We start from the raw sequence: 23657 nt of genomic DNA, 5'->3' as shown, positions 1-23657 counted from the left end.
TATTTAAGACCAATGAAATCCTTTATATTCTTAAACTTGATTTATTAATAAAGCAATACTATAAGAATTATTCGTCATTCTTATACAGGATATTTGCCATCTACAGTTGAAATAATAATTTTGGGTAGTAGAATAGAGGTAGTGGAAATAAAATGAAACTGGTAAAAGCATTGGGAGAATAATAATTTTAGATAAATTATCAATGTCAGGAGGTATTTATTTGTGAAAAGAAAAATAGTAGTAGTAGGAGGAGTAGCTGGTGGAGCAGGAGCGGCTACCAAGGCTAGAAGGGTAGATGAAACTGCTGAGATTATTATGTTTGAGCGCACTGCATATGTATCCTTTGCCAACTGTGGCTTGCCCTATCACATTGGGGGTCAGATTGCAGAAAGGGATAATCTGTTCTTAGTTTCACCTGATAGATTTAAGAAATGGTATAACATTGACGCCAGGATAAATCATGAGGTAATTAAGGTAGACAGAGCAAATAGAAAGGTTCAGGTTATAAACCACACAAAGGGAGAAACCTTTTGGGAGAGCTATGACAAGCTCATTGTAGCAACAGGGGGAAGCTCCTTAAAGCCTCCAATACCAGGAATTGACCTGGAAAACATCTATAATTTATGGACTGTTCAGGACATGGATAATATTTTGCAGGCTATTTCAAGCCATGCCATTAAAAAGGTAGCTGTAATTGGTGCAGGGTTTGTTGGGTTGGAAATGGTTGAGGCTTTTGTTAACAGGGGTCTAGAAGTAACCTTAATTGAGAAGGATAAGCAGATTTTGCCAGCCATAGATCATGAGATGACTAAGAAGCTGCAAACAGAGCTTGAGGAAAGAAATGTTAAGCTAATTCTTGGTCAAGGAGTTGCAAGGTTTGAGGGCCGTGATGGAAAAGTTGAAAAGGCTGTTCTTGATATTGGCACTTCCATTGAAACAGATCTAGTAGTAGTATCCATAGGAGTTAAGCCCAACCTGCAAATATTAGAGGATGCCGGTATAAAAATTGGTAGTGCTGGTGGGGTTGTAGTAAATGATTATATGCAGACTAATGATCCTCATATATATGCGGCTGGCGATATTGTTGAAAGTACACACCTGGTAACTGGTAAAAAGGTGAGAATGCCTCTAGCAGGGCCGGCAAATAAGCAGGGTAGAGTTGCAGGAGCTAATGCAGCTGGAGGAAAGCTTAAATTTAAGGGAGTTCTTGGAACATTTATTGTTAAGATATTTGACATGGTAGCAGCAAAAACAGGGTTGTCGGAAAAGGAAATTGCCAAAGAAAAGATTGACTATTTTATATCCTACTCGGCAACCAAGAGTCACTCAGGGTATTATCCTGGAGCTGAATGGATGATAATTAAGCTGTTAGTTGAAAAGAGCACAGGTCGTATTTTGGGTGCCCAAATTGTGGGAGCAAAGGGTGTTGACAAACGAATAGATGTATTGGCAACGGCAATTTATGCTAATTTAACTGTTGATGATTTGGAAAACCTGGACCTTGCTTATGCTCCTCCCTTTTCATCTGCCAAGGATCCTGTAATAATTGCCGGAATGGTGGCCGCCAATCTAATGCGAGGAGAAGTTGAAACAATTAATATTAATGAATTTAATGAGCTGCTGGGAAGAGGAGAAGAATTGCAGGTGGTAGACTGTCGAAGCATATCTGACATTGATATGATGGGACGTATTCCAAATACGGATATAATGCCGGTAGATGAAATCCGTGAGTGGTTCGAAGATTTGGATAAGGATGTTCCCATAGTAATCTATTGTGGTATAGGCTATCGTTCATACCTTGCCTATAAAATCCTAAAACATCATGGATTTAATGTGAAAAGCCTTAGTGGTGGTTACAGTGTGTGGTCTGGAAAAACCCCAAAGTAGGACAAATGTTTTTAACTAATCTGGAGAAGCTAGTAATAAGCGTAATGAAGGTTATCCTTTAGTAATCTTCATGAAATCTTTATAAAGGACTGCAGGAATAATTCAGCTGACCATGGAAAGTATCTATAATAATCTAAATAGAGCAAATTAAATTCAAAGGAGGCATGAACATGATAATTAGCATATCCCCAAGTGCCAAGGCATTAATAGAGAAAAAAACTAATGAAATAGTTTTGAAAAAAGAAATTGCCCGCAGTTGAGCAGGTACATATGTTAAGCCTGCCGTGCTTGCAGGTAAACCGGAAAGTCCAGAGGATTACAGCGCTTTTGAAGTTGAAGGCATAACTGTTTACATGCCTAAAGATGAAGTAACAGAAAGAGATATTAAAATTGATGTTAAGGGAGTGGGACCCTTTAAACAATTTGTTATAGAAGGCTTTTAGCCAGGGGGACTAGCCAGGGGGACGGTTCCGCTGGCTGATTTTGAGAGGTCTTGCAGTCTCCCTCATACAAGGTTTTCTGGTGAATCTTACAATAAAAAAAGGTAATTAGTGTAGTGATGTAGAATTTATTGATACAGAATTTATTCTTGTCATGAATAAAAGAAAGTCAATATATAGGAGTGGAGATATGGAGACTTTAGTAATAAATGTTGCTATTTTAGAGGAAAACAATAGGTTTTTGATAAGTCAGTCTCATGGTGAAGGTTTATGGGAATTTCCAGGGGGAGGACTAACTCCTGGAGAAGATCCAGAAGTAGGCCTTATACGAAGTGTTAAGGAGAAGTTGGGAATTGAAATTACCATTCTGGATATTTTTAAAGTAGTATCCCATGTGGCTGAAGGCAAACAAATCTTTATATTAGCCTATTTGTGTGTTCGTCATTTTGGAGAGCCTGAAGCAAGGCATTATAATGATTTTAAGTGGTTAACCCTGGATGAATTAAGATCGGGCAAATTTGTATTTTCTGAAAGTGATAAGAGAATAATAAACAAGATAAGCGTATTCTCTGGGTGTGGGCCATCACTCATATCTTAGATAAGTCTGCTTAAATCCCTACCATACTTGGATAGGGATTTTTTTATGTTATAAGCTGTTGTAAGCAAAACATACCAGTATTTTTTAAAAAATAAAGAGGAGATTTTTGTATTTTTATTGTACTTATAAATATTAAATATATAAATCAAGCCCCCAACTTTCAAAGATGGGAACTATGTGCTGTTTAATCTCAAATCTGTTAAAAATTTTTCTTCAAAAAATATATTGTTATAATTTTACTTATAATATAAATGTTGCAGCAGATATGAATACCAGGCAATGATTTTTTAGCGAAAATGTAAGAATAGGTTAATACTTAAAAACGGGGAGAGATACTATGACAATGGAAGAAAAGATAGCTGAATTACGGAGCATGCAGGAAAAGGTAAAAGAGGGAGGCGGCCCAAAAAAAATAGAAAAGCAGCACTCCCAGGGTAAAATGACAGCCAGAGAACGCATAGACAAGTTTTTAGACCCAGGAACATTCACAGAACTAGACATGTATGTAACCCACAGAGCAACAAACTTTGGCATGGAAAAAGTAGAAGCACCAGGAGAAGGCGTCATAACAGGCTATGGAACAGTATATGGAAGACTAGTCTACATATATGCCCAGGACTTCACAGTAGTAGGAGGCTCCCTGGGAGAAATGCATGCCAAGAAAATATGTAAGATCATGGACATGGCCATGAAAATGGGAGCACCCTGTATCGGCATAAACGACTCGGGAGGAGCCAGAATCCAGGAAGGAGTAGACGCACTAAGCGGCTACGGACAAATCTTTTACAGAAACACCCAAGCCTCAGGAGTAATACCCCAGATAGCAGTAATCATGGGACCATGTGCAGGAGGAGCAGTATACTCACCAGCACTAATGGACTTTGTATTCATGGTAGAAAAAACAAGCCAGATGTTTATCACAGGGCCACAAGTAATAAAAACAGTAACAGGAGAAGAAGTAAGCCCAGAACAACTAGGAGGAGCAATAACCCATAACCAAAAAAGCGGAGTAGCCCACTTTGCAGCAAAAACAGAAGAAGAATGCCTGGAAAAAATCAAAGAACTACTAACATACCTGCCATCAAACAACATGGAAGAAGCCCCAATAGTAGAAACAGCAGATGACCCAGGCAGAGCAGAAGAAAAACTAAAAGACATAGTACCAGTAGACCCCAACAAGCCCTATGACATAAGAAACGTCATAAAAACAGTAGTAGACGACGGACAGATTTTAGAAGTCCAGGAGCTCTATGCCCAGAACATAGTAATATGCTTTGCAAGACTAAATGGAAGAAGCATAGGAATAATAGCAAACCAACCAAGAATAATGGCAGGCTGCTTAGACATAAACGCATCAGACAAAGCAGCAAGATTTATACGCTTCTGTGACGCCTTTAACATACCCATAATAAACCTCGTAGACGTACCAGGCTTTTTGCCAGGAACAGACCAGGAATACGGAGGAATAATCCGCCACGGAGCAAAAATGCTCCATGCCTATGCAGAAGCAACAGTACCAAAAATCACCCTGGTAATAAGAAAAGCCTATGGAGGAGCATACCTGGCAATGTGCAGCAAAGACTTGGGAGCAGACCAGGTAATAGCCTGGCCCTGTGCAGAAATAGCAGTAATGGGCCCAGAAGGAGCAGCCAATATCATATTTAGAAAAGACATAGAAGAAGCAGAAGACCCAATCCAAAAAAGAACAGAAAAAATAGAAGAATACAGAACAAAATTTGCCAACCCCTTTATAGCAGCCCAGAGAGGCTTTGTAGACACAGTAATAGACCCGGCACTAACAAGACCATACCTGAGCAACTCCCTGGAAATGCTCATAACAAAAAGAGAACAAAGACCGGCCAAAAAGCACAATAATATACCACTGTAAACGGAGGTCGGAAGTCGGAAGTCGGAGGTCAGAATTAGAAACATAGAGCATAATAGAGTAGAAGAGCAAGGAGGCATAGAAATGGAACAACTAACACTAGGCATTCAAGTAGTATTAATTGGCATGGGAGTAGTAATAATAGCCCTTACCCTACTAGCCGTACTCACAGCAAGCATGTCAAAAATACTAGCAGACAAGCAGGCAAACCCTAAAAAAGACTTTGAAAAAACAAACAAAGTATCTGCTCCCACCATAAAAGAACCAGTACAAACAGAACAAGAAGGGGAGCTTACCCCAGAAATACTAGCAGTTATTACAGCTGCAGCAGCAAGCACAATAAATACCAGAAGCACCTATAAGATAACAACAATAAAAAGAATAAACCATGACCTGAGTCCAAACTGGAGGAGACTAGGAAGATACGAACAAACCATATAACATTGACGAAAGGGGAAAATACAATGATAAAAAAACTCAAAATAACCGTAGAAGGAAAAACATATGAAGTAGAAGTAGAAGAAATAGGAGGAGCACAAATAAGTACAACAGTCCCTGCACCCAAAACAGCAGCACCTGCATCTCCTGCAGCCCCCAAGGCAGAACCCAAGCCAGCAGCCCAGCAGCCTGCAAAAGAAGCACAAGCAGCCCCAGGAGAAGGAGAAATAGTACCGGCACCAATACCAGGCAAAGTACTATCCATAAAAGTAAAACCGGGAGACACAGTAGGAGCAGGACAAGTCATCCTTATACTAGAAGCCATGAAAATGGAAAACGAAATAACAGCACCAGTAGACGGACAGATAAAAGACATCCTAGTAGCAGAAGGCCAGGCAGTAAACTCTGGAGACGCAATGCTGGTAATCGGATAAAAAGCAAGAAGCAAGAAGCAGGAAACAGTCTGCTTCTTAAGTAAAGGGAGATGACACAATTGATTACCAAAGCTTTAGAAAAGCTTATATTAGGAACCGGATTTGTAAACATAGGTCTGGGAGAAATAGTAATGCTTATTATCTCCTTTACCCTGATATACCTGGCAATAGTAAAAAAGTACGAACCCCTGCTGCTTTTGCCCATAGGCTTTGGAGCAATGCTCACAAACCTGCCCCTAACAGGAATAATGGACCCAGGAGGCTTACTCTATCACCTGTATCAGGGAATAAACCTGGCAATCTTTCCGCCCCTGATATTTTTAGGAGTAGGAGCAATGACAGACTTTGGACCATTAATAGCAAACCCTAGAACCCTGCTCCTTGGAGCAGCAGCCCAATTTGGAATCTTTGCAACATTTTTAGGAGCATTATTTCTAGGATTTAGCCCAAGCGAATCAGGAGCAATAGCCATAATAGGAGGAGCAGATGGGCCAACAGCAATCTTTTTAGCCTCCCAGCTTGCACCAGAACTACTAGGCACAATAGCCATAGCAGCCTATTCATACATGGCCCTGGTACCAATAATCCAACCGCCCATAATGAAGGCCCTGACCAGCCAAAAAGAAAGAGCAGTAGTAATGGAGCAGTTAAGGCCAGTATCAAAAAAAGAAAAAATAGTCTTTCCAATCATGGTAGCAGCCATAGTAATCCTGATGGTGCCGGCATCAGCCCCCCTAATAGGCATGCTAATGCTGGGAAATCTCTTAAGAGAAAGTGGAGTAACAGAAAGACTCTCTGACACAGCCCAAAATGCACTTATAAACATAGTGACAATTTTTTTAGGAATAACAGTAGGAGCAACAGCCAAGGCAGCAGTATTTCTTACCTGGAAAACAATAGGCATTATAGTTTTAGGCTTGTTAGCCTTTTCAATAGGAACAGCAGCAGGAGTACTATTAGGAAAGCTTATGAACAAACTCACAGGTGGCAAGATAAATCCCCTGATAGGTGCAGCTGGAGTATCAGCAGTACCCATGGCGGCAAGGGTAGTCCAGGTGGTTGGAGCTAAGGCAAACTCAAAGAACTTCCTCCTTATGCATGCCATGGGACCTAATGTGGCTGGCGTGATTGGCTCTGCTGTTGCTGCAGGGATCCTCCTTACTATATTTGGGGGATAAAATAGAATTGACATAAGTTATAAGCCTCGCTTGGTGTGAGGCTTTGCTGTACAATATAAACAATTCCAAAGAGAGCTCTGAACGAAACATATACAATAAATGGTTGTATACAGTAATACTGCTTACATGTATAACTTTTAGCTAGTAAGTGTTATAATTAGATATATAAACAATTAGGGGGTATATATTTAGTGACCATTATTTTTTTAATTGTAGTTGGCTATCTGCTAGGCTCAATCCCTTCAGGGCTGATTGTTGGCAAGCTAATATCCGGAGTAGATATTAGGGAGCATGGCAGCGGCAACCTGGGGGGAACAAACGCTTTTAGGGTTCTGGGAGTTAAAGGAGGGTTAATAGTAACCAGTGCAGATATTGTTAAGGGCATTATACCTGCTTATATAGGCCTGATTTGGATGGGTGAACTGGGTGCAATTATAGCAGGAATCTCAGCCATATTTGGGCACGCATATCCACTCTTTGCCAGTTTACGAGGTGGTAAAAGTGTAGCCACAGGAACCGGTGTTTTTTTGGTGCTGATGCCCTATGCCATAGCCATAGCTGCCATTGTATTTTTTATTACCCTTTTGACTACCCAATATGTATCCCTTGCATCACTATTAGGAGCCTTGACCCTGGTTATTGCCAGTATAGCTTTAAAGGAAAGTGCCTGGAAAATAATAATTAGCATCCTGGTGGTAATTTTTGTGACTTACCGTCACAGGGGGAATGTTAAAAGGCTGTTGTATGGCACAGAAAGCAAGGCCAAGCTATGGAAGCGAAGATTCTAAAAGGTCTACAAAGGCTTCCAATCTAGTTTCCAGGCCAGCCTCACCTGATTGTTCATCTATAAAAAGGGAAATGAAAGGTATATTTTGATCCTCAGTAGATTTATTTAAAATTCCCTTTGCTACAATTTCGGGCATACATGTAAGGGGTGCTAAATGAATGATTCCCCTACATCCAGCATTGATAAACATATTGGCTTTTGATACATTTTCAAGGCAGTGACCTCCTATCTCTCTGGTAATATAGGGAGAGGCATGAATTTTTAAATTATTGGTGTTTGTAAAACCTAAAGCTTCTAGAAAGACCTTTTCTTTTATCCACTGACTTATGTACATGGATTTTACCAATTCTACACCAAGGTAGCCCAATTTTTTCTCCAGATTTTGATTAATTTTGGGTTCCAAAAGAGAATAAATTTCACCTATCAGGCCTATTTTTATAGGCTTTTTAATTTTGTTAATTTCTATTCCATTGAACAACCTATCTAGTTCCCCGTTAAGCTTTTTAATCTCTCTATAAGAGTTGGCACTTTTTACTTTAGCTTTGATTTCATCAAGTATGTCACATGTGGTGCCTCTGGTTAATTCTCTCGGTCTGTAATATAGAGCCTTTTGTTCTGCCCTGTCAATCAGGCGCAATTTGGAATATCCAAAGTGGATGGCATATAAAACCTGAAGTATATTTTTTGAATTGCTGATAAGCTTTAATTTCTCAAGCAGGTCTCGCTGATTCTTTTCGACCATTTCTATTATAAGATAGTCAAATTTATATCCAAGGTTTTTTAGTATTAAAAACTGTGTCTGGCCATAATAACCAAATCTACACGGCCCAAAGCCACCGGCAAAAATTAAGGTGTCTGCACCTTCTTCTAATGCTTCTATAAAATTTCCCAGGTTTATTTTAAAAGGAAGACATGCAAATTCGGGAGAGTGCTTTGTTCCAAGGGCCAGGGTTCTCTTTGTTATTGGTTTATTCATGTGATAATTAGTTTCTAAAACATCAAAACAAGCTTCCAAACCTATATGCAGGTGTCCCATCAGGGGAAAAGCAACCTTCATCTTGACCACTCCTCTTCTATTATTTCATGTAGAACTATGTTATTTTGTACAACTTAAAATTATGATAATGTTAGTAATTAGTATTATTTATAGAAGGGATTTTATGCAAACCATGAAATATCTAAAGTATAAGGTGTTTATTTGCGATGAAGCCTACTTTTTATTGTATTTATTGTATAAACTTATATTTATCTGGACAACAAAAACTGCTTTTGCTACAATGCCATTAAAGCAATATTCCATGACTGAATAGCTGGCACAGATCAGAACTTTCTAGCGAAGCTGCTTTCTTGACAGTCAGTATGAGTATAGCAACCAATATGTTGAACAAGTAATACTAAAAATACTAAGGAGGTGGGTTATCCAAATGGAAGAAATTTTAAAAGACCTTTTGGATGGGAAGATTGATATTGTCACAGCCAAGAATAAGCTGCGAGTAACAAACATTAAAGCTGTGGCAGAAGTAGCTAAGCTTGATATAAATAGAGCACAAAGGACAGGTGCGCCGGAAGCGATTTTAGCACAGGGCAAAAGTTCCGAAGATGTACAGAAGCTTGCACTGGCCATGGTACAGGAAAACGGTTATGTACTTATAACCAGAGCAAAAGAAGAGGATATAGCATTACTTAAAGATAAATTGCCTGAAGGCTATGAACTAAACATCAACCAAAGAGCCAGGACGATTATACTCAAGCGGCAGGATTATCTTTTTCCAAAGGCAGGCAAAATAGGTTTGTTAGCAGCAGGCACGGCAGATATTTCTTTAGCAGAAGAAGTAGTGGTGACCGCTGAGGTTATGGGTTGTACAGTAATTAAAGCGTATGACGTTGGAGTGGCAGGAATTCATCGGCTTTATGGACCTTTGACAGAGATGATTGAAGAGAAAGTGTCGGCAATAGTGGTGGTAGCTGGTATGGACGCAGTACTGCCCATTGTGGTGTCAAGCAATGTTGATATTCCTGTGATTGGCGTGCCATCATCAGTAGGATATGGGATGGGCAAAGAAGGCATGGCAGGTCTTATGACCATGCTCCAGACATGTTCTCCTGGCCTTGCTGTGGTGAACATAGACAATGGTTTTGGAGCAGGGGTATTTGCTGCCCTTATAGCAAGACAGTCGAGTGTACAAAGCAGCAATTAAAAACGGCCTGGCAGTTCTAACGAATTACTATTTCCCTGAACCAGGTGACATCAAAATGAGGAAATGACCTTCAAAATAATATTAGAAACAGCATTTTTCAAAAGAAAATAAATTATTATTCTTATACAGTCATTTATGAATTGGAAAATATACTAAATAACTGACTGTAAATATATTATACGAGGAGTGTATTTTTTGTTTTTCCAGGATTTAATTGGGCAAATTATTTCTCCCCCCATACTTTTTTTTGTAATTGGAGTATTAGCAGCTCTTTTACGCTCGGATCTTAAAATCCCAGAAGCAGCTGGGATAATTATGTCTATCTTTATTCTTGCTTCTATAGGCCTAAGGGCGGGTGTGGCTGTAAACAAAGCTGGCATTTCAGATGTAGTTTTGCCCATGCTGCTTGCTGTGTTTAAAGGTATACTAATAGCTGTAATCGTATACAGTATTTTAAAATGGATTACCAGAATTGATACAGCAAATGCGGCATCTATTGCCGGACATTACGGTGCTGTAAGCAGCGCGACACTTGCAGTATCTGTAGTGTATTTGGATAGTATTGGAGTATATTATGAATCTTTTGTTCCTGCATTGTATCCATTTATGGATACAGCAGCCCTTATTACCGCCGTTATTGTAAGTCGTATTGGAACTGCAGCAAATAAAACTGAGATGATACCAGTTGCTGGCTTGGTACGCGAAACAATAGTTTCCAAAGCCCCTTTGCTGTTGCTAGGATGCTTTATAATAGGATTTGTCAATGGTGAAGCGGGAACAAAAGCCATTATGCCAGCATTTGACTTGATGTTTCCTGGAGTTTTAACCATTTTCATGCTGGATGTTGGCTTGATCGCCGGAAGTCGTTTGTCGGACCTGCGAAAGGTTGATAAAAGAGTATTTGTTGTAGGACTAATGCTGCCTCCAATACAAGGACTCACTGCAATTATTCTGGCGAAGGCTATTGGTCTAAGCCCTGGAGGAGCTACAGTTTTTGCTGCGTTAGCAGCAGGAGCTTCATACATTTCCGCACCGGCGGTGATGCGTACAGCTGTTCCTACAGCCAATCCGGCTCTTTCGTTGGCTCTGGCTCTGGGTTTGGTATTCCCATTTAATGTTACAATAGGCATTCCACTTTATTACCAAATAGCTCAGATGATTAATGTGCTTTTTTAAAAACATGAAAAAGGGGAGTTGAATTTAAATGGTCAAAAATCCTGCCAGATTAGTGGTGATTATTACTGAAGCAGTAATAGAAGAAAAAATAATTCAGCTAATTAAGTCTCTAGATATAAGAGGTTATACAGTATATAGAGGTGTGACAGGTGAAGGCGACAGGGGAGTACGGTCTGGTTCCGGAGGGATTAGTATATTTGGAGAAAATGTGAGGATCGAAGTAGTAGTATCAAGTGAGAAAGCTGATAAAATAATGTATCAAGTAACCGAGAAATTTTTTAAAAACTATGCTGGCATTGTCTACGCTGCAGATGTTTGGGTAGTTCGAATAGACAAGTTTATGTAACAGCCATGGAACTACTGCAAATTACTCATAGATTTTGAGGTTGCACTAATTATATTAGAAAAAGGGGAGGGTTTTTATGCGCAGCGAAATCATCAAAAAAGGCGAAGTGCGGGCCCCGCACCGCAGCCTGTTACGGGCAACTGGCATCATTAAAGACGAGAAGGATTTTCAAAAACCTTTTGTGGCTATTGCCAATTCTTTTACCGAAATTGTGCCTGGTCATGCCCATTTGAACGAATTTGTTAAAGAAATCAAAGAAGCGGTTTGGGAAGCGGGTGGTGTTCCCTTTGAGTTTAACACCCTGGCCTTGTGCGATGGTATTGCCATGAATCAACCTGGCATGCGTTACAGTCTTCCTTCCCGAGAGCTGGTTGCAGACAGTGTAGAGACAATGGTCAAAGGCCATCAGTTTGACGGCCTAATATGTATCCCCAACTGTGACAAAATAGTACCTGGTATGTTAATGGCGGCAGTAAGGCTCAACATTCCCACCATTTTTATCTCTGGCGGCCCCATGAAAGCCGGTCAAACCAAGGATGGCCGTTCCATTGACCTGATTTCTGTCTTTGAGGGAATTGGTGCGTTTTTCGCGGGCAAGATCGGTGCAGACGAATTGTTGGAGTTGGAGCAAACTGCTTGTCCTACTTACGGCAGCTGTGCTGGTATGTTTACCGCTAATTCCATGAACTGCCTCTGTGAGGCTTTGGGATTGGCTTTTCCTGGTAACGGGACTATTCTAGCTGTTGATCATAGAAGGAGTATGTTGAAAAAGTGGGCGGGACACCAAATTATGGAGCTTATTAAAGGTGATCTTCGCCCGAGGGACATCGTCACCCAGGAAGCAATTGATAACGCCTTCACCCTGGACGTGGCCATGGGAGGCTCTACCAACACCGTCTTGCATTTGCTGGCTGTCGCCCAGGAAGCGGGAATAAACTACACCCTTGAACGAGTCAACCTGATATCCAGCCGTACGCCCACCCTATGCAAGATATCTCCCGCATCCAATCTTCACATCGAGGATGTGGACCGTGCTGGTGGCATCAGTGCAGTTTTGGGAGAACTATCCCGCAAGCCTGGCCTGCTTGATTTAGACTGCTTGACAATTACTGGTAAAACCTTGGGAGAAACTGTTGGTGAGTCTCAAAGCCTTGATCCGTTAGTCATTAGCAAAGTGGAGGAGCCGTTGAGTCCCGTGGGAGGATTGAAGGTCCTTTTTGGCAGCCTGGCACCAGAGGGGGCAGTGGTAAAGACCGCGGCTGTGGTACCGGTGATGATCCGCCATCAAGGACCAGCGGTAGTCTTTGATTCTGAGGCGGAAGCTTCTGCTGCTATTTTGGATGGATGCATAAAGCAAGGTGATGTTGTAGTCATTCGCTTTGAAGGACCTAAGGGTGGACCTGGTTTTATGGAGATGCTGGGACCCACGGCAGCACTGGTAGGGATGGGATTAGGTGAGTCAGTGGCATTGGTTACCGACGGACGCTTTTCCGGCGGAACCAGGGGAGCCTGTATCGGCCACGTTTGTCCCGAAGCTGCCAACGGTGGACCAATTGCCCTGGTTAAGAATGGCGACTTGATTTCTTATGACCTGGAAACAGGCACTCTGGATCTGTTGGTGCCGCAGCAGGAGTTGGCTGCCAGAAAAGAAGCCTTTACTTTGCCGACCAGACAGGAGCATACTGGTTGGCAAGCCAGATATGTACAAATGGTTGCACCAGCCAGTATAGGTGCAGTACTGCGGCCCACGTCTGGCGAATCGCCTGTGAATCAAGACTCTTCTGGGTCCAATGAGATCTTGGATAAGAAATAGCAGATCATCGGGAATAATCTGTGTTTTGCTGAAGCAGATCCATTTGGAACTCAAATGGATCTGCTAATTTTAATACTAAAAATAACTATACAACAAAGCCGGAGATAGCTTTATTGTTGGGAGCTTGTTAAGGGTAAGGTCTCATATACCTGCTGCTATTTGTTCAAATTGAATTCAATCATGTTTATAAAGGCTTCCAACCTGGTTTGTATGCCTGTTGGACTTGTATGCTCATCCAGAGTAATTGTTATAAGGGGCAGTTTTTCAGCTTCCTTTAATATATAAGGCTCTATAATTGCATTAGTACCGCAGCCAAAACTGCTGAGAAGAATAAAGCCATCTACAACGTCTTCTTTTGAATAATGGGCAGATGCAGCTACCATGTTTCTGGGATAGCTCCAAAACAAATCCTTCTTTAATAATATTGTATGAGCATTAACCTGGCCTGGAGAAAGCTCCTGGGGAGTTTTAATGACTGCACCATAATCCATAAGCTTCTTTTTAAGGTCAAAGTTAATGAAGGGATCATTTATTAAGTAAGGATGTCCTATTAAGGCAATTTTTAAAGTGCCGGCAGAAGACAAATTTTTTCCACAGTCTGCTTTAGCTTCATGATGTTGACTATCGTCAAAATGCTGAATCCCGTCAAAGCTCATGCAGGCTTTTTCAACTGCTTTTCTGGCCATGGCATGACTATATCCAAGCTTTAAGGCAAAATCATAATAGTTGTCCTTCCATTTTAGCTCTCCATCATAGGAATTGATTTCTGGTGTTAAAAAGACTTGTTTATTAAAAGTCATCCTGGTGGTTTCCGGCAAAGCAATAATTTGTGGACAATAATATCTTTTAGGCTCTGTACTTTTAATACCGGGAACAAAAATAAAATCGGTCTCATTTATTAAATGTGCCGTATGGCCTAAAAAAATTTTTACCGGAAGGCAGGCTTCATCCACAGCGAGCTTTAGTCCAGCATCTAAAATCTCTTTATTTGTAGGTGGTGAAACTATTGTTTCAATATTTAAATTGCCAAAATATGATTTCCAAAAGGGATAAAACCAGTAATAGGTTATTGCTCTGGGAATACCAATTTTCATTTTTAGCTGGCTGCCTCCTTTCATAAGAGATTCTTGCCTAATTGGGAAACTTTTAACCTTAATTAAACTCACCTTAACCTTTACTTAATACTTTCATGGGATAATTAGTTCAACAACACAACCTCCTCTTTTAAATATAAAAGATTTACTCACTCCCTTTGACAAGCCCTATTCAGGGCTTATTTATTTTGCATTACCAGACTTTTATGCCCTTCGCGACACCACTAATTAATGGAAAAAGGAGGATGTGGTCGTTTAAAGAGGAAGTGTCAAGCTCCAATAAATCGACATTGGAGCAGAATAAAATCAGGTATAAAAAAATCTTATCTGCGTTTGATAGATAAAAAAAGACTATTTTACTAAACTGTAGCACCATGTATAATTAGATACAGCATTAATGATATTTATTAAAAGCATAATCAAAGCTTATGAAGGAGGAGTGGGGTAGCAAGGACTTAGATAGGAAGCAATAATACCTACTAAAGGACTGCTAATGACACAAAGTTGCTATGACTGAAACTGCTAAGCAGGTTTAAAACATTATAAAGAGGGGTGACTTTTTAGTGCTCGAACACTTATTGTACGGATTTAGTCATTTAGCAGATCCAATGTTGTTAATGCTTATTGTTGTATCTCTTGCCGGCGGCATTGTTATTGGAGCATTACCAGGCTTTAGCCCAACAATGGGCGTTGCTCTTCTTGTTCCTTTTACCTTTGTAATGACTCCGGTAGAAGGATTAACAGTTCTAGCAGGTGTATATACAGGAGCAGTTTATGGCGGATCTATCTCCGCCATATTACTTAATATACCTGGAGCACCAGCAAATATTGCAACCCTATTTGACGGGTATCCCATGGCCCAAAAGGGTGAAGGCAGAAAAGCCCTTTTGGCATCTGCAATGGCATCTGCCCATGGAGGATTTATTAGTGCTGTTGCCTTGCTGATTTTTGCTCCATTATTAGCTGTGGTAGCGTTAAAATTTGGAGCAGCCGAGAAGTTCTGGGTGGCAGTTTTTGGTTTAGTTATTATTGCAAGCTTGGGAACTGGCAAGGAGCTAATTAAAGGGTTGATTAGTGGTGGTTTTGGAGTGTGGTTAGGGATAATTGGAACTTCACCAAGCACAGGAGAGCCAAGATTTACCTTTGGCATTATGGATTTGTGGGGTGGAATTAACCTGATACCTGCTCTGGTAGGCTTCTTTGCATTTTCCCAGGTCTTAATATACTTTGAAAATATTATGAAAAGCGGTGAAAAGCAAATAATCCAGGCACCAACTATAAAGGGAGACATATGGTCCCTTTATAAAGAAACATGGTTAAAGTTTAAAAAACTGCAGCTATTTACAGGTATTCTTGGAACCATCCTTGGCATCATACCTGGTGCCGGTGGTCAAGTAGGGGGTATAGTTGCTTACGATCAGGTAAAAAGGTTTTCAAAGGACCCTTCAGAATATGGTACAGGTAAGATTGAGGGTGTAATTGCTCCTGAATGTGCCAATAATGCTACTGTTGGTGGTTCATTGATACCATTGCTTACCCTTGGTATTCCAGGAAGTCCAACTGCAGCAGTATTACTCGGGGGGCTATTAATACATGGCTTGTGGCCAGGTCCCTTGCTTTTTTCAATAAACGGTGAAATAACCTTTACATTTATGGCAGCCTTCCTATTATCACAAATAGCCCTGCTTTTTGTTGCAATTGTCATACTTAACTATGCAGCTCATATTTTGAAGGTTAAGGAGTTTTATTTGGGTCCCTCTGTCATTGCGCTGTGCTTATTTGGTTCCTTTGCGGTAAACAATAACTTTTTTGATATTTATGTAATGCTGGCTCTTGGGGTTATAGGATATTTCTTTTTGAAAATAGGTATATTACCTGCCCCGGCTGTTTTGGGACTAATACTTGGCCGCATAGCTGAAGAAAACTTTTTATTAGGAATGAGAATAGGCTTAGCCAAGGATGGAGTCTGGCACTATTTTTTCTCCCGACCCATATCACTAGGGGTAATAGCTATCATTTTGGCTGTAGTTGCTAGCACTATTTGGATGGAAAGAAATAGACTTAAAAAGGAGAAAATGGCCAAAGCTGTTAACGGTAAGGGTGATGAGAAGGTTAATAAGGAGTTAAAGGCAACAAGGGGAATACTTTCCCAAGATGCCATACTGGGAATGGTGCTCCTTGCAATCTGTATATTAACCTGGCAGTTATATTTGACAAATCTCTCAAAAGAAGCGGCGATTTTCCCAACTGTAACTTTTGTGTTCCTGGGAATAGTAGCTGTTGTACAGATAATATTTGCAACTCTTGTTTATAGTGACACTCCTAAATGGATACCATGGAAGGTTGTGGGGGAAATATCCATAGCCACAGTAGCAGCTATTGTGCTTGCCAAGACGTTAGGCTTCTATGCTGTAACATTTTTACTCATGATTTATATAGGGTATCGCATGGTAGTATATAGCGGCAAAAAGGGAATTAAGTATTTACACAAATTGATCCTATTTGGAATAGGAGCTGTTTTAACATTATATCTTGCCTTTGGAGTGTTTTTATACCTGCCTACACCAAAGGGAATTCTATTCTAAGATCTAAAAGCTTAAACAAGGAGCTAGTCTATTAGACAATTAATCTATAGACTAGCTTTTTTACACAATTTTTTAAAAGGTTTTTGGGCATTTTTGGAGAATTAATACAAAATAAAAAACCCTGAGCATATTGCCCAGGGTTGAGTTGCATCTCCCGCTCCAGCCGTTTGCCGGAATTTTGAGAAACCTGCCTACGCAGGTGGGTGTTCTGCTAGTTGATTCTGAGTTCCTTTCCTAGAAGGCATTTCATACTCAACCAGACGCCAAACTCCCAATGTTTTAGTGTTGGTTTCAAAATGCCCGGCACTAACACGAACTTAGCAGGATTGTTTATAGTTTTTCTTTATTGCACCTATTATTATACATGAGCTCTTTAATTAATGCAAGCAGGTGAACAAAATGAAAAAATTATCCAAAAAGCCCATAAAGCTGGCCGCGGCATTAAAATATGTACAAACTGAGGATGATGCTCCAGTTGTAATTGCTGCTGGAAAGGGAATAACTGCTGAAAATATTGTAAAAAAGGCTAAAGAGGAAGGCATTCATGTTCATGAAGATCAAGCCCTTGCTGATATGCTGGCATCAATGGAAATAGGATCTGAGATTCCTCCTGAGCTCTACCAGGCTGTTGCGCATATTCTGGCCTTCGTCTGGAAGCTTGACAATAAAAATAGAAGTTTTAATAAATACTTTTTAGGGGATAGGGATTAAATTGGATATAAACCAGTTGGGAAGCATTTTTATTAATAAAACAGAGAAAGTAGGGTCAGTCTTAAATGTTAGAGCTGGTCAATTGCTATGGGCCAATGTTTTAGAAGTAAAAGGCAATGAACTTTTATTAAAAATAGGAACTCATCTTATAGAAGCAAAAGCCCAGGCCTATGTTAAACAAGGGCAGCAGCTGCGGCTCTTGATTCAAGGCATTAGTCCCCAGGAAATCAGGTTAAAAATTGTCAATGAAGACAATACCTTGCTAAGACCAGAGCAGGGTATTGCAAGGGCCTTGGGACTTAAAACCAATGAAACTATGGAAGAAATTATTAAACAAATGGTAAGGCTAAGATTACCCTTAAGCAGGGAGACAGTTTTAGAGTTTAGTAGATTATATGAAAGGCTTGATACCGTTATCGTTCCTAAAAATACTCATGACCTTGTGGATAACCTAAATTCTAATGATAGGCTAAGGGTTGGACAAGAGTTTATAGGTCAAAAACCCTTAAAGCTAATTCAATTGGGTACCTGGCTTAGAACACTAAACATAGAGGGTGATACAGAAAGCCTTTTAAGGTTGTATAACTTTTTCAAGGGACAGTTGGATAAAAGAGAGGAGGCACTTTTCTTTCAGTTTTTAAACAGCAGAGAAACCCAGATTCTTGGGAATTATAATATTTATGGGTGGTCTATACTTGATAATCATATCTACCTGCTGACACAAAATCAAAAAAAATCCAAAATATCTCCCGAGCAATGCTTTTTGGCAGTTAAAATTACCTCCAAGGCTGCAGGAAGCTTGTGGTTTAAGTTATCCTATAAGAATTCCTTCTTGAATATTAACATAAGCTGTGCTGATGAGCATAACGAAGCAATAGTAAATTCTGAAATAGAAACACTAAAACTTGCACTACTTGGTGCTGGTTACCAGGACTTAAAAATAACAACCAAAGTAGAAGCCATAGAAACTGTTCTTGATTTTATCCCTGGCCCTAGCCCCGAGGACATTAACTACGTCAATCTACAGATTTAGGTTAGGGTCAGGCTTGACAAATTGACAAAATAGAGGTGATTCCATGAAAATTTTAAATCTAGGACCGATACCCATTAAATCGTGGGCTGCTGATATAGAAAAGGGGGCTCTGCTGCAGGCCCAAAATCTGTCTAAGCTGCCTTTTGCCTTCAAACATATTGCCATTATGGCCGATGCCCATGAGGGATATGGAATGCCTATTGGGGGAGTGTTAGCGTGTAGGGGCATGATAATTCCAAATGCTGTAGGAGTCGACATTGGCTGTGGAGTCATGGCAGCTAAAACTGATATTACAAAAATATGCAGGGACAGTATTAAAGAGATTATTAATAAGGCCCACAAATCTATTCCAGCTGGCTTTAGCCATCACAAAAAACCCCAGGACTGGGAAGGCTTCAAACGTTTTCCTGGTACAAAGATTTTTAATCAAGAGTTTAATTCTGCTAGATGTCAAATTGGCACCCTTGGCTCGGGGAATCATTTCTGCAGCATTGAAAGTGGAAGTGATGGTCATATATGGCTCATGGTTCACTCTGGAAGCAGGAACCTGGGATATAAAGTGGCTAACTACTACAACAAGATTGCAAAAAAGATTAATGAGAGAACTAATCTAATTCCCAAAAGCTATGACCTGGCACCCCTGGAGATTAATTCTGAGGTAGGCAGGGAATATTTTGATGCCATGAATTACTGCCTGAAATTTGCAAAGGCTAACAGGGAAATGCTTTTTGATGCCTTTTATGGTATTTTTCGGGAGGTGACTTCTTCAAAGAAAATCCTGCAAAAAATTGATATTCATCATAATTACGCAGCCATTGAAACCCATTATGGCGAGGAAGTTGTACTGCACCGTAAGGGAGCCACAAGTGCTAGACAATATGAGTTGGGAATTATCCCTGGTTCCATGGGTACTCCCTCGTACATTGTCGAGGGGCTGGGGAATCCAGAGAGCTTCATGTCCTGCTCCCACGGAGCGGGAAGGGTGATTGGAAGAAAGCAGGCTAACCGTGTCTTTACAGAGGAAATGGCAAATGAGGCAATGGAAGGTATTGTTTTTAAAGGCTGGAAGGGAGATTATTCTGAGGCTCCCATGGCCTATAAGGATATTGAAGAGGTCATGAATAACCAGAAGGACCTGGTCAAACCGTTGGTCAAGTTAAGTCCCCTGGGGGTAATGAAGGGTTGATAAAAAAATATTTGGAGGGATTTGATGTGAAGGAAAAAATCCTTGCCCATAGAGGAGTTTCTTTAACGGCTCCAGAAAATACCATGTCGGCATTTGCTGCAGCTGTAGAACAGGGGTTAGCTGGTATTGAGCTGGATGTGCAGATGTCTAAAGATGGCCATTTAATTGTAATCCATGATGAAAGGGTAGACAGGACTACTAACGGAAAAGGCCTGGTAAAGGATATGACCCTGGAGGAAATAAAAAATCTTGATGCTGGCAGTTGGTTTGCAGAAAAGTACAGCGGCGTAAAGATCCCAGTGCTTGAGGAGGTCCTGGAATTAATAGGTCAGAGGGAATTCATAATAAACATTGAGCTAAAATCAGGCATCATCCAGTATCCAGGATTGGAAGAAAGGGTTCTTAAAGCAGTAAAAAAATGTGGTTTACTAGATAGAACTATTCTCTCTTCTTTTAACCACTATAGTCTCTTAAAAATTAAAGAAATCAGTGAGGATGCTAGAATTGGTGTTTTATATTACGCAGGGCTGGTTGATCCCTGGGAATATGGCAGGAACCTTAAAGCCTATTCACTTCATCCCTTTTTCCCATCTGTAACAGAACAAATGGTAAAAGAATGCCTGGAACAGGGACTGCAGGTTATACCATTTACAGTAAAAGATAAAGAAACTGCCAAAAAACTAATTGACTTTGGCGTGGAGTATGTAATCATGGACTGGGGTCGGGTCAATTAAAACATTTTTTCAAAGGTGGTATAATATAGCAAGATAACTTAAAGATGCTTTAGGAGTGATTTCATGTCGAAATATACGTATTATTGTGTAAGTAATTGAGCTACTTGTCGTAAAGGGAAAGCGTGGCTTTCCGAAAAAGGTATAGAATTTATTGATAGAGATATTGTAAAGGAACCATTAAATGAAGAGGAATTAAAAAGCCTGGCAAAATTAAAGAGTGGGACAGTGGTAGAGCTAATTAATCCCAAGAGCAGAAATTTCAAGGAGATGGAGCTGGATTTAAACAAACTAGATGAACCTGGTGCCATAAAGGCTTTACAGAAAAATCCCAAGATCATGTATCGACCCATACTTACAGATGGAGAAAGGTTAGTTGCCGGATTTAAAGAGGATGAGTTTAAAAGCTTTTTCTAAGAGGCCTTTAGGTCTCTTATTTGCATTTTCCATTCCTTTTTGTATTTTCGGATTTTCGGTGCAAATACTTGGATTTTGAGGTAAAATGTTATAGGTAAAGCGAGGTGTACCGTATGATTGTACTTCAATGTAACAACCTAGCTAAAAGCTATGGAGTAGATAATATATTTGAAAATGTATCCTTTGTAGTAAGCCAGGGAGAAAAGGTTGGACTTGTAGGGCCAAATGGTGTGGGTAAATCTACCTTGATAAAGGTCATAGTTGAAGATGAGCCTTTAGATAAAGGTACTGTTACCCTTGGGAAAGGTGTAAGGGTGGGGTACCTTCCCCAATCCACCAGCATACTAGAAGGAGAAAAAACCCTAATTGACCATGTCCTGGAGGAATATAGTGATATATTAAAGCTTAGACAGGAGATAAATAAATACCAGAAAAAAATGTCCCTGCCAGAGGTATATAATGATCCAAAAAAACTAGCAATGGTAATGGGTTCCTACTCTAGTTCTGTTGAACTCTATGAAAGAGAAGGCGGCTACAGCTTTGAAAGTAAAATCAGGGGAGTCCTCATTGGATTAGGGTTTCAGGAGGAGGATTTTAACAGAAGCTTGAGCACCTTTAGCGGTGGACAAAAAACTAGAATATCCCTTGCCAGGATTCTAATTCGCAATCCTGAGCTGTTAATACTGGATGAACCAACAAACTATCTTGATTTAAAGGCCGTAGAATGGCTTGAAGGATATCTAGTAAACTATACTGGTGCCATCCTCCTTGTGTCCCATGATAGATATTTTCTTGACCAGGTAACTAATGTAACCCTTGAATTGAAATGCTCAGGGATAGAAAACTATCCAGGTAATTATTCCAAGTACCTGGTTCTAAAAGAGCAGAGGCAGGAGACCTATAAACGAGAATATGCAAAGCAGCAGGATTATATACAGCATCAAGAAGAATATATAAGAAAATACAAGGCAGGCATTAAATCCAAACAGGCCAGGGGCAGGCAAAGTATTCTTAACCGGCTTGAAAGGCTGGATAAGCCAGAGGAATATAACAAAAGGGCAGCTATAGAATTCAGGGTAGAAACAGGAACAGGAGAAAAGGTTTTAGAAGCTACGAACCTGTCAATGGAGTACCCTGGGAAATTATTATTTAAAGGCATTGACATTGATATTTGGAAGGGTGAGAAGGTTGCCCTTATAGGTGACAATGGTACAGGAAAAACCACCCTGTTAAAGATGCTGGCAGGCAAAATTTCTGGCATGGGTGAAATTAGGTTTGGCTCCAGGGTCAAGACTGCTTATTTTACCCAGGAGCATGAAGATCTAAATCTGGAGAATACAGTATTGGAAGATCTGTGGCTTGATCCAAAAATGACAGCAAATGAAGTCAGGTCAGTACTTGGCAGGTTTTTGTTCTCAGGTGATAGTGTGGAGAAAAGGGTAGGAGTTCTAAGCGGTGGAGAACGAAGCAGGCTGATGCTTGCAAAGCTTTTTCTGCAAAATGCCAACCTTTTAATTTTGGACGAGCCCACAAATCATCTAGATATAGATACAAGGGAAGTATTGGAGGATGCATTATTGGAGTTTCAGGGAAACCTGTTTTTTGTCTCCCATGACCGATATTTTATAAATAAGCTTGCCACCAGGGTTATGGAGCTTGAAGATGGCAAGCTCCATGAATATCTTGGGGATTTTGACTATTACAAATGGAAAAAAAGAGAAATCCAGCTTGACGAGGAAGCCAGGCTTGAGAAAAACAAGCCACTTATTAAAAAAACATCAAAATCCAAGCAAGACAAGACTAGAAAGATGGTTGCTCCATTAGCAGAAATAGAAAAAGAAATTGAACTTCTAGAGGTAAAGCTTGCTGAGCTTGGTGAAAAACTTGGGGATACTGACCTTTATAATAACCCGCAGGAAGTTAAAAGGTGTACAGAAGAATATAAAAAAATCGAGGAAGAACTGGCTGAGCTATATGCTCAGTGGGAAACCCTATTGGAATAAACATAAAAAATCTTGAGATTTTCTTAAGATTTTCTTATAAGGTTTTTAAAATGTATTAGATATACTAGTCCTAGAAACAAAACACATAAAAATCTTAAAAGGAAGGTGTCAAACATGAGAAAGTTTTTTATTGCAGGCATGCTGCTAATGGGATTATTCGCCGTTGCAACAGCAGGTTTTGCTCTGCCAAGTAGTGCAGACAGCTCTATTGTCTTGAATGAAACTCAAACCTATGAGCCCCAGTGTATGGGAAGGGGATATGGAGCACAGACAATGTCACCAGTACAAACCCTGACTGAGTTAACAGGCTTGACTTTTGCTGAAATCAGGGAAATGCGCCTGGCGGGATCCTCCCTTGCAGAAATAGCAAAATCCCAGGGAATAGAGCTAGATGACCTAGTAAATGCAATACTTGCAAAAAGAACTGAAGTACTGCAGCAGATGGTTGAGGAAGGCAGAATCAGCCAGGAGCTAGCTGATGAACGCATTGAAACAATGAAATCCATGATTGTAAAAATGTTAGAAAGAACAGATGGATGTGATCAAAGGGGCTATATGATGGAAAACATGAAAGAAAGAATGGGCGGCATGATGAAAGGAAAAGGCCTCGGAGGAGAAATGGGTAGAGGTATGAAAGGAAATATTCAATAAGACATATAATATAAGCTGCTTAGATCAAGTTCACTTAATATAAACTAGTTAGAGGAGAAGGGGGAG

General features: G+C 40.2%; 21 protein-coding genes, 1 other RNA gene and 1 pseudogene. 20 read left to right on the top strand and 3 right to left on the bottom strand.

The window, feature by feature from the left end:
• The first annotated feature begins 222 nt into the window (after positions 1–222).
• From K364_RS0109615 to plsY, 8 genes are all read left to right on the top strand, one after another.
• The gene (locus tag K364_RS0109615; protein ID WP_028307853.1) at positions 223–1887 is read left to right on the top strand and encodes an FAD-dependent oxidoreductase; all 1665 of its coding nucleotides are present in this window, start codon (positions 223–225) and stop codon (positions 1885–1887) included.
• A 164-nt stretch (positions 1888–2051) separates the two neighbouring features.
• Positions 2052–2330, top strand: a complete 279-nt coding sequence (locus K364_RS27580) for a CC/Se motif family (seleno)protein (RefSeq protein WP_264175346.1) — start codon at positions 2052–2054, stop codon at positions 2328–2330.
• Positions 2331–2517: 187 nt separating this feature from the next.
• Positions 2518–2925, top strand: coding sequence for an NUDIX domain-containing protein (locus K364_RS23465; protein ID WP_051533926.1), 408 nt, complete (start codon positions 2518–2520; stop codon positions 2923–2925).
• A 337-nt stretch (positions 2926–3262) separates the two neighbouring features.
• Entirely contained in the window at positions 3263–4813 is a 1551-nt protein-coding gene (locus tag K364_RS0109590; protein ID WP_028307852.1) for an acyl-CoA carboxylase subunit beta, read from the top strand.
• An 81-nt stretch (positions 4814–4894) separates the two neighbouring features.
• Entirely contained in the window at positions 4895–5251 is a 357-nt protein-coding gene (locus tag K364_RS0109585; protein WP_028307851.1) for an OadG family protein, read from the top strand.
• A 23-nt stretch (positions 5252–5274) separates the two neighbouring features.
• Positions 5275–5682: a biotin/lipoyl-containing protein gene (locus K364_RS0109580; protein ID WP_028307850.1), complete on the top strand. Its 408-nt coding sequence runs from the start codon at positions 5275–5277 to the stop codon at positions 5680–5682.
• A 50-nt stretch (positions 5683–5732) separates the two neighbouring features.
• Complete coding sequence (locus tag K364_RS0109575) at positions 5733–6860, top strand: sodium ion-translocating decarboxylase subunit beta (protein WP_035268473.1); 1128 nt, start codon at positions 5733–5735, stop codon at positions 6858–6860.
• A 191-nt stretch (positions 6861–7051) separates the two neighbouring features.
• Positions 7052–7648, top strand: a complete 597-nt coding sequence (gene plsY / locus K364_RS0109570) for a glycerol-3-phosphate 1-O-acyltransferase PlsY (protein ID WP_207640841.1) — start codon at positions 7052–7054, stop codon at positions 7646–7648.
• Here the strand turns inward: plsY and K364_RS0109565 are convergent.
• The gene (locus tag K364_RS0109565; protein WP_035268470.1) at positions 7628–8704 is read right to left on the bottom strand and encodes a hypothetical protein; all 1077 of its coding nucleotides are present in this window, start codon (positions 8702–8704) and stop codon (positions 7628–7630) included. The genes plsY and K364_RS0109565 overlap by 21 nt on opposite strands.
• 367 nt (positions 8705–9071) lie before the next feature.
• Between K364_RS0109565 and larB the strand changes: the two genes are divergently transcribed.
• The 4 genes from larB (at position 9072) to ilvD (ending at position 13180) form a co-directional block, all read left to right on the top strand.
• Positions 9072–9845: a nickel pincer cofactor biosynthesis protein LarB gene (larB, locus tag K364_RS0109555; RefSeq protein WP_028307845.1), complete on the top strand. Its 774-nt coding sequence runs from the start codon at positions 9072–9074 to the stop codon at positions 9843–9845.
• Between the two features lie 195 nt (positions 9846–10040).
• Entirely contained in the window at positions 10041–11021 is a 981-nt protein-coding gene (locus tag K364_RS0109550) for a sodium-dependent bicarbonate transport family permease (RefSeq protein WP_028307844.1), read from the top strand.
• A gap of 28 nt (positions 11022–11049) precedes the next feature.
• Complete coding sequence (locus K364_RS0109545) at positions 11050–11367, top strand: DUF190 domain-containing protein (protein WP_028307843.1); 318 nt, start codon at positions 11050–11052, stop codon at positions 11365–11367.
• A 76-nt stretch (positions 11368–11443) separates the two neighbouring features.
• Positions 11444–13180 (top strand): dihydroxy-acid dehydratase, encoded by a 1737-nt coding sequence (ilvD, locus tag K364_RS23460; protein WP_051533925.1) that lies wholly within the window; start codon positions 11444–11446, stop codon positions 13178–13180.
• 155 nt (positions 13181–13335) lie between these two features.
• Here the strand turns inward: ilvD and K364_RS0109535 are convergent, their stop codons facing one another.
• Positions 13336–14274, bottom strand: coding sequence for an acyl-CoA dehydratase activase-related protein (locus K364_RS0109535; protein WP_028307842.1), 939 nt, complete (start codon positions 14272–14274; stop codon positions 13336–13338).
• A gap of 563 nt (positions 14275–14837) precedes the next feature.
• Here K364_RS0109535 and K364_RS23455 point away from each other — a divergent pair.
• Positions 14838–16859 (top strand): tripartite tricarboxylate transporter permease, encoded by a 2022-nt coding sequence (locus K364_RS23455; RefSeq protein ID WP_051533924.1) that lies wholly within the window; start codon positions 14838–14840, stop codon positions 16857–16859.
• 147 nt (positions 16860–17006) lie between these two features.
• On the opposite strand, the gene ssrS is transcribed toward K364_RS23455, so the two are convergent.
• Positions 17007–17189: non-coding RNA, 6S RNA (gene ssrS, locus K364_RS26185), on the bottom strand.
• A gap of 69 nt (positions 17190–17258) precedes the next feature.
• Between ssrS and K364_RS0109525 the strand changes: the two genes are divergently transcribed.
• The 7 genes and pseudogenes from K364_RS0109525 (at position 17259) to K364_RS0109490 (ending at position 23591) form a co-directional block, all read left to right on the top strand.
• Positions 17259–17570, top strand: a complete 312-nt coding sequence (locus tag K364_RS0109525) for an EscU/YscU/HrcU family type III secretion system export apparatus switch protein (protein WP_028307841.1) — start codon at positions 17259–17261, stop codon at positions 17568–17570.
• 1 nt (position 17571) lies between these two features.
• Entirely contained in the window at positions 17572–18603 is a 1032-nt protein-coding gene (locus K364_RS0109520) for a hypothetical protein (protein ID WP_028307840.1), read from the top strand.
• Between the two features lie 43 nt (positions 18604–18646).
• Positions 18647–19789, top strand: coding sequence for an RtcB family protein (locus K364_RS0109515; protein WP_028307839.1), 1143 nt, complete (start codon positions 18647–18649; stop codon positions 19787–19789).
• 26 nt (positions 19790–19815) lie between these two features.
• On the top strand, positions 19816–20523 hold the full coding sequence (locus tag K364_RS0109510; protein WP_028307838.1) for a glycerophosphodiester phosphodiesterase: 708 nt from the start codon (positions 19816–19818) through the stop codon (positions 20521–20523).
• Positions 20524–20637: 114 nt separating this feature from the next.
• Positions 20638–20937, top strand: a pseudogene (locus K364_RS0109505) (arsenate reductase family protein); the annotation flags it as partial.
• Positions 20938–21050: 113 nt separating this feature from the next.
• A complete protein-coding gene (gene abc-f, locus K364_RS0109495; protein ID WP_028307836.1) occupies positions 21051–22940 on the top strand; it encodes a ribosomal protection-like ABC-F family protein in 1890 nt (629 codons plus the stop codon).
• 114 nt (positions 22941–23054) lie between these two features.
• Complete coding sequence (locus K364_RS0109490) at positions 23055–23591, top strand: hypothetical protein (protein ID WP_028307835.1); 537 nt, start codon at positions 23055–23057, stop codon at positions 23589–23591.
• Positions 23592–23657: the final 66 nt, after the last annotated feature.

The sequence above is a fragment of the Desulfitibacter alkalitolerans DSM 16504 genome (genome assembly GCF_000620305.1).
Lineage (GTDB): Bacteria > Bacillota > DSM-16504 > Desulfitibacterales > Desulfitibacteraceae > Desulfitibacter > Desulfitibacter alkalitolerans.
Note: the sequence above shows the minus strand (reverse complement) of the source record. Positions and strands in the feature narration are given on the sequence as shown.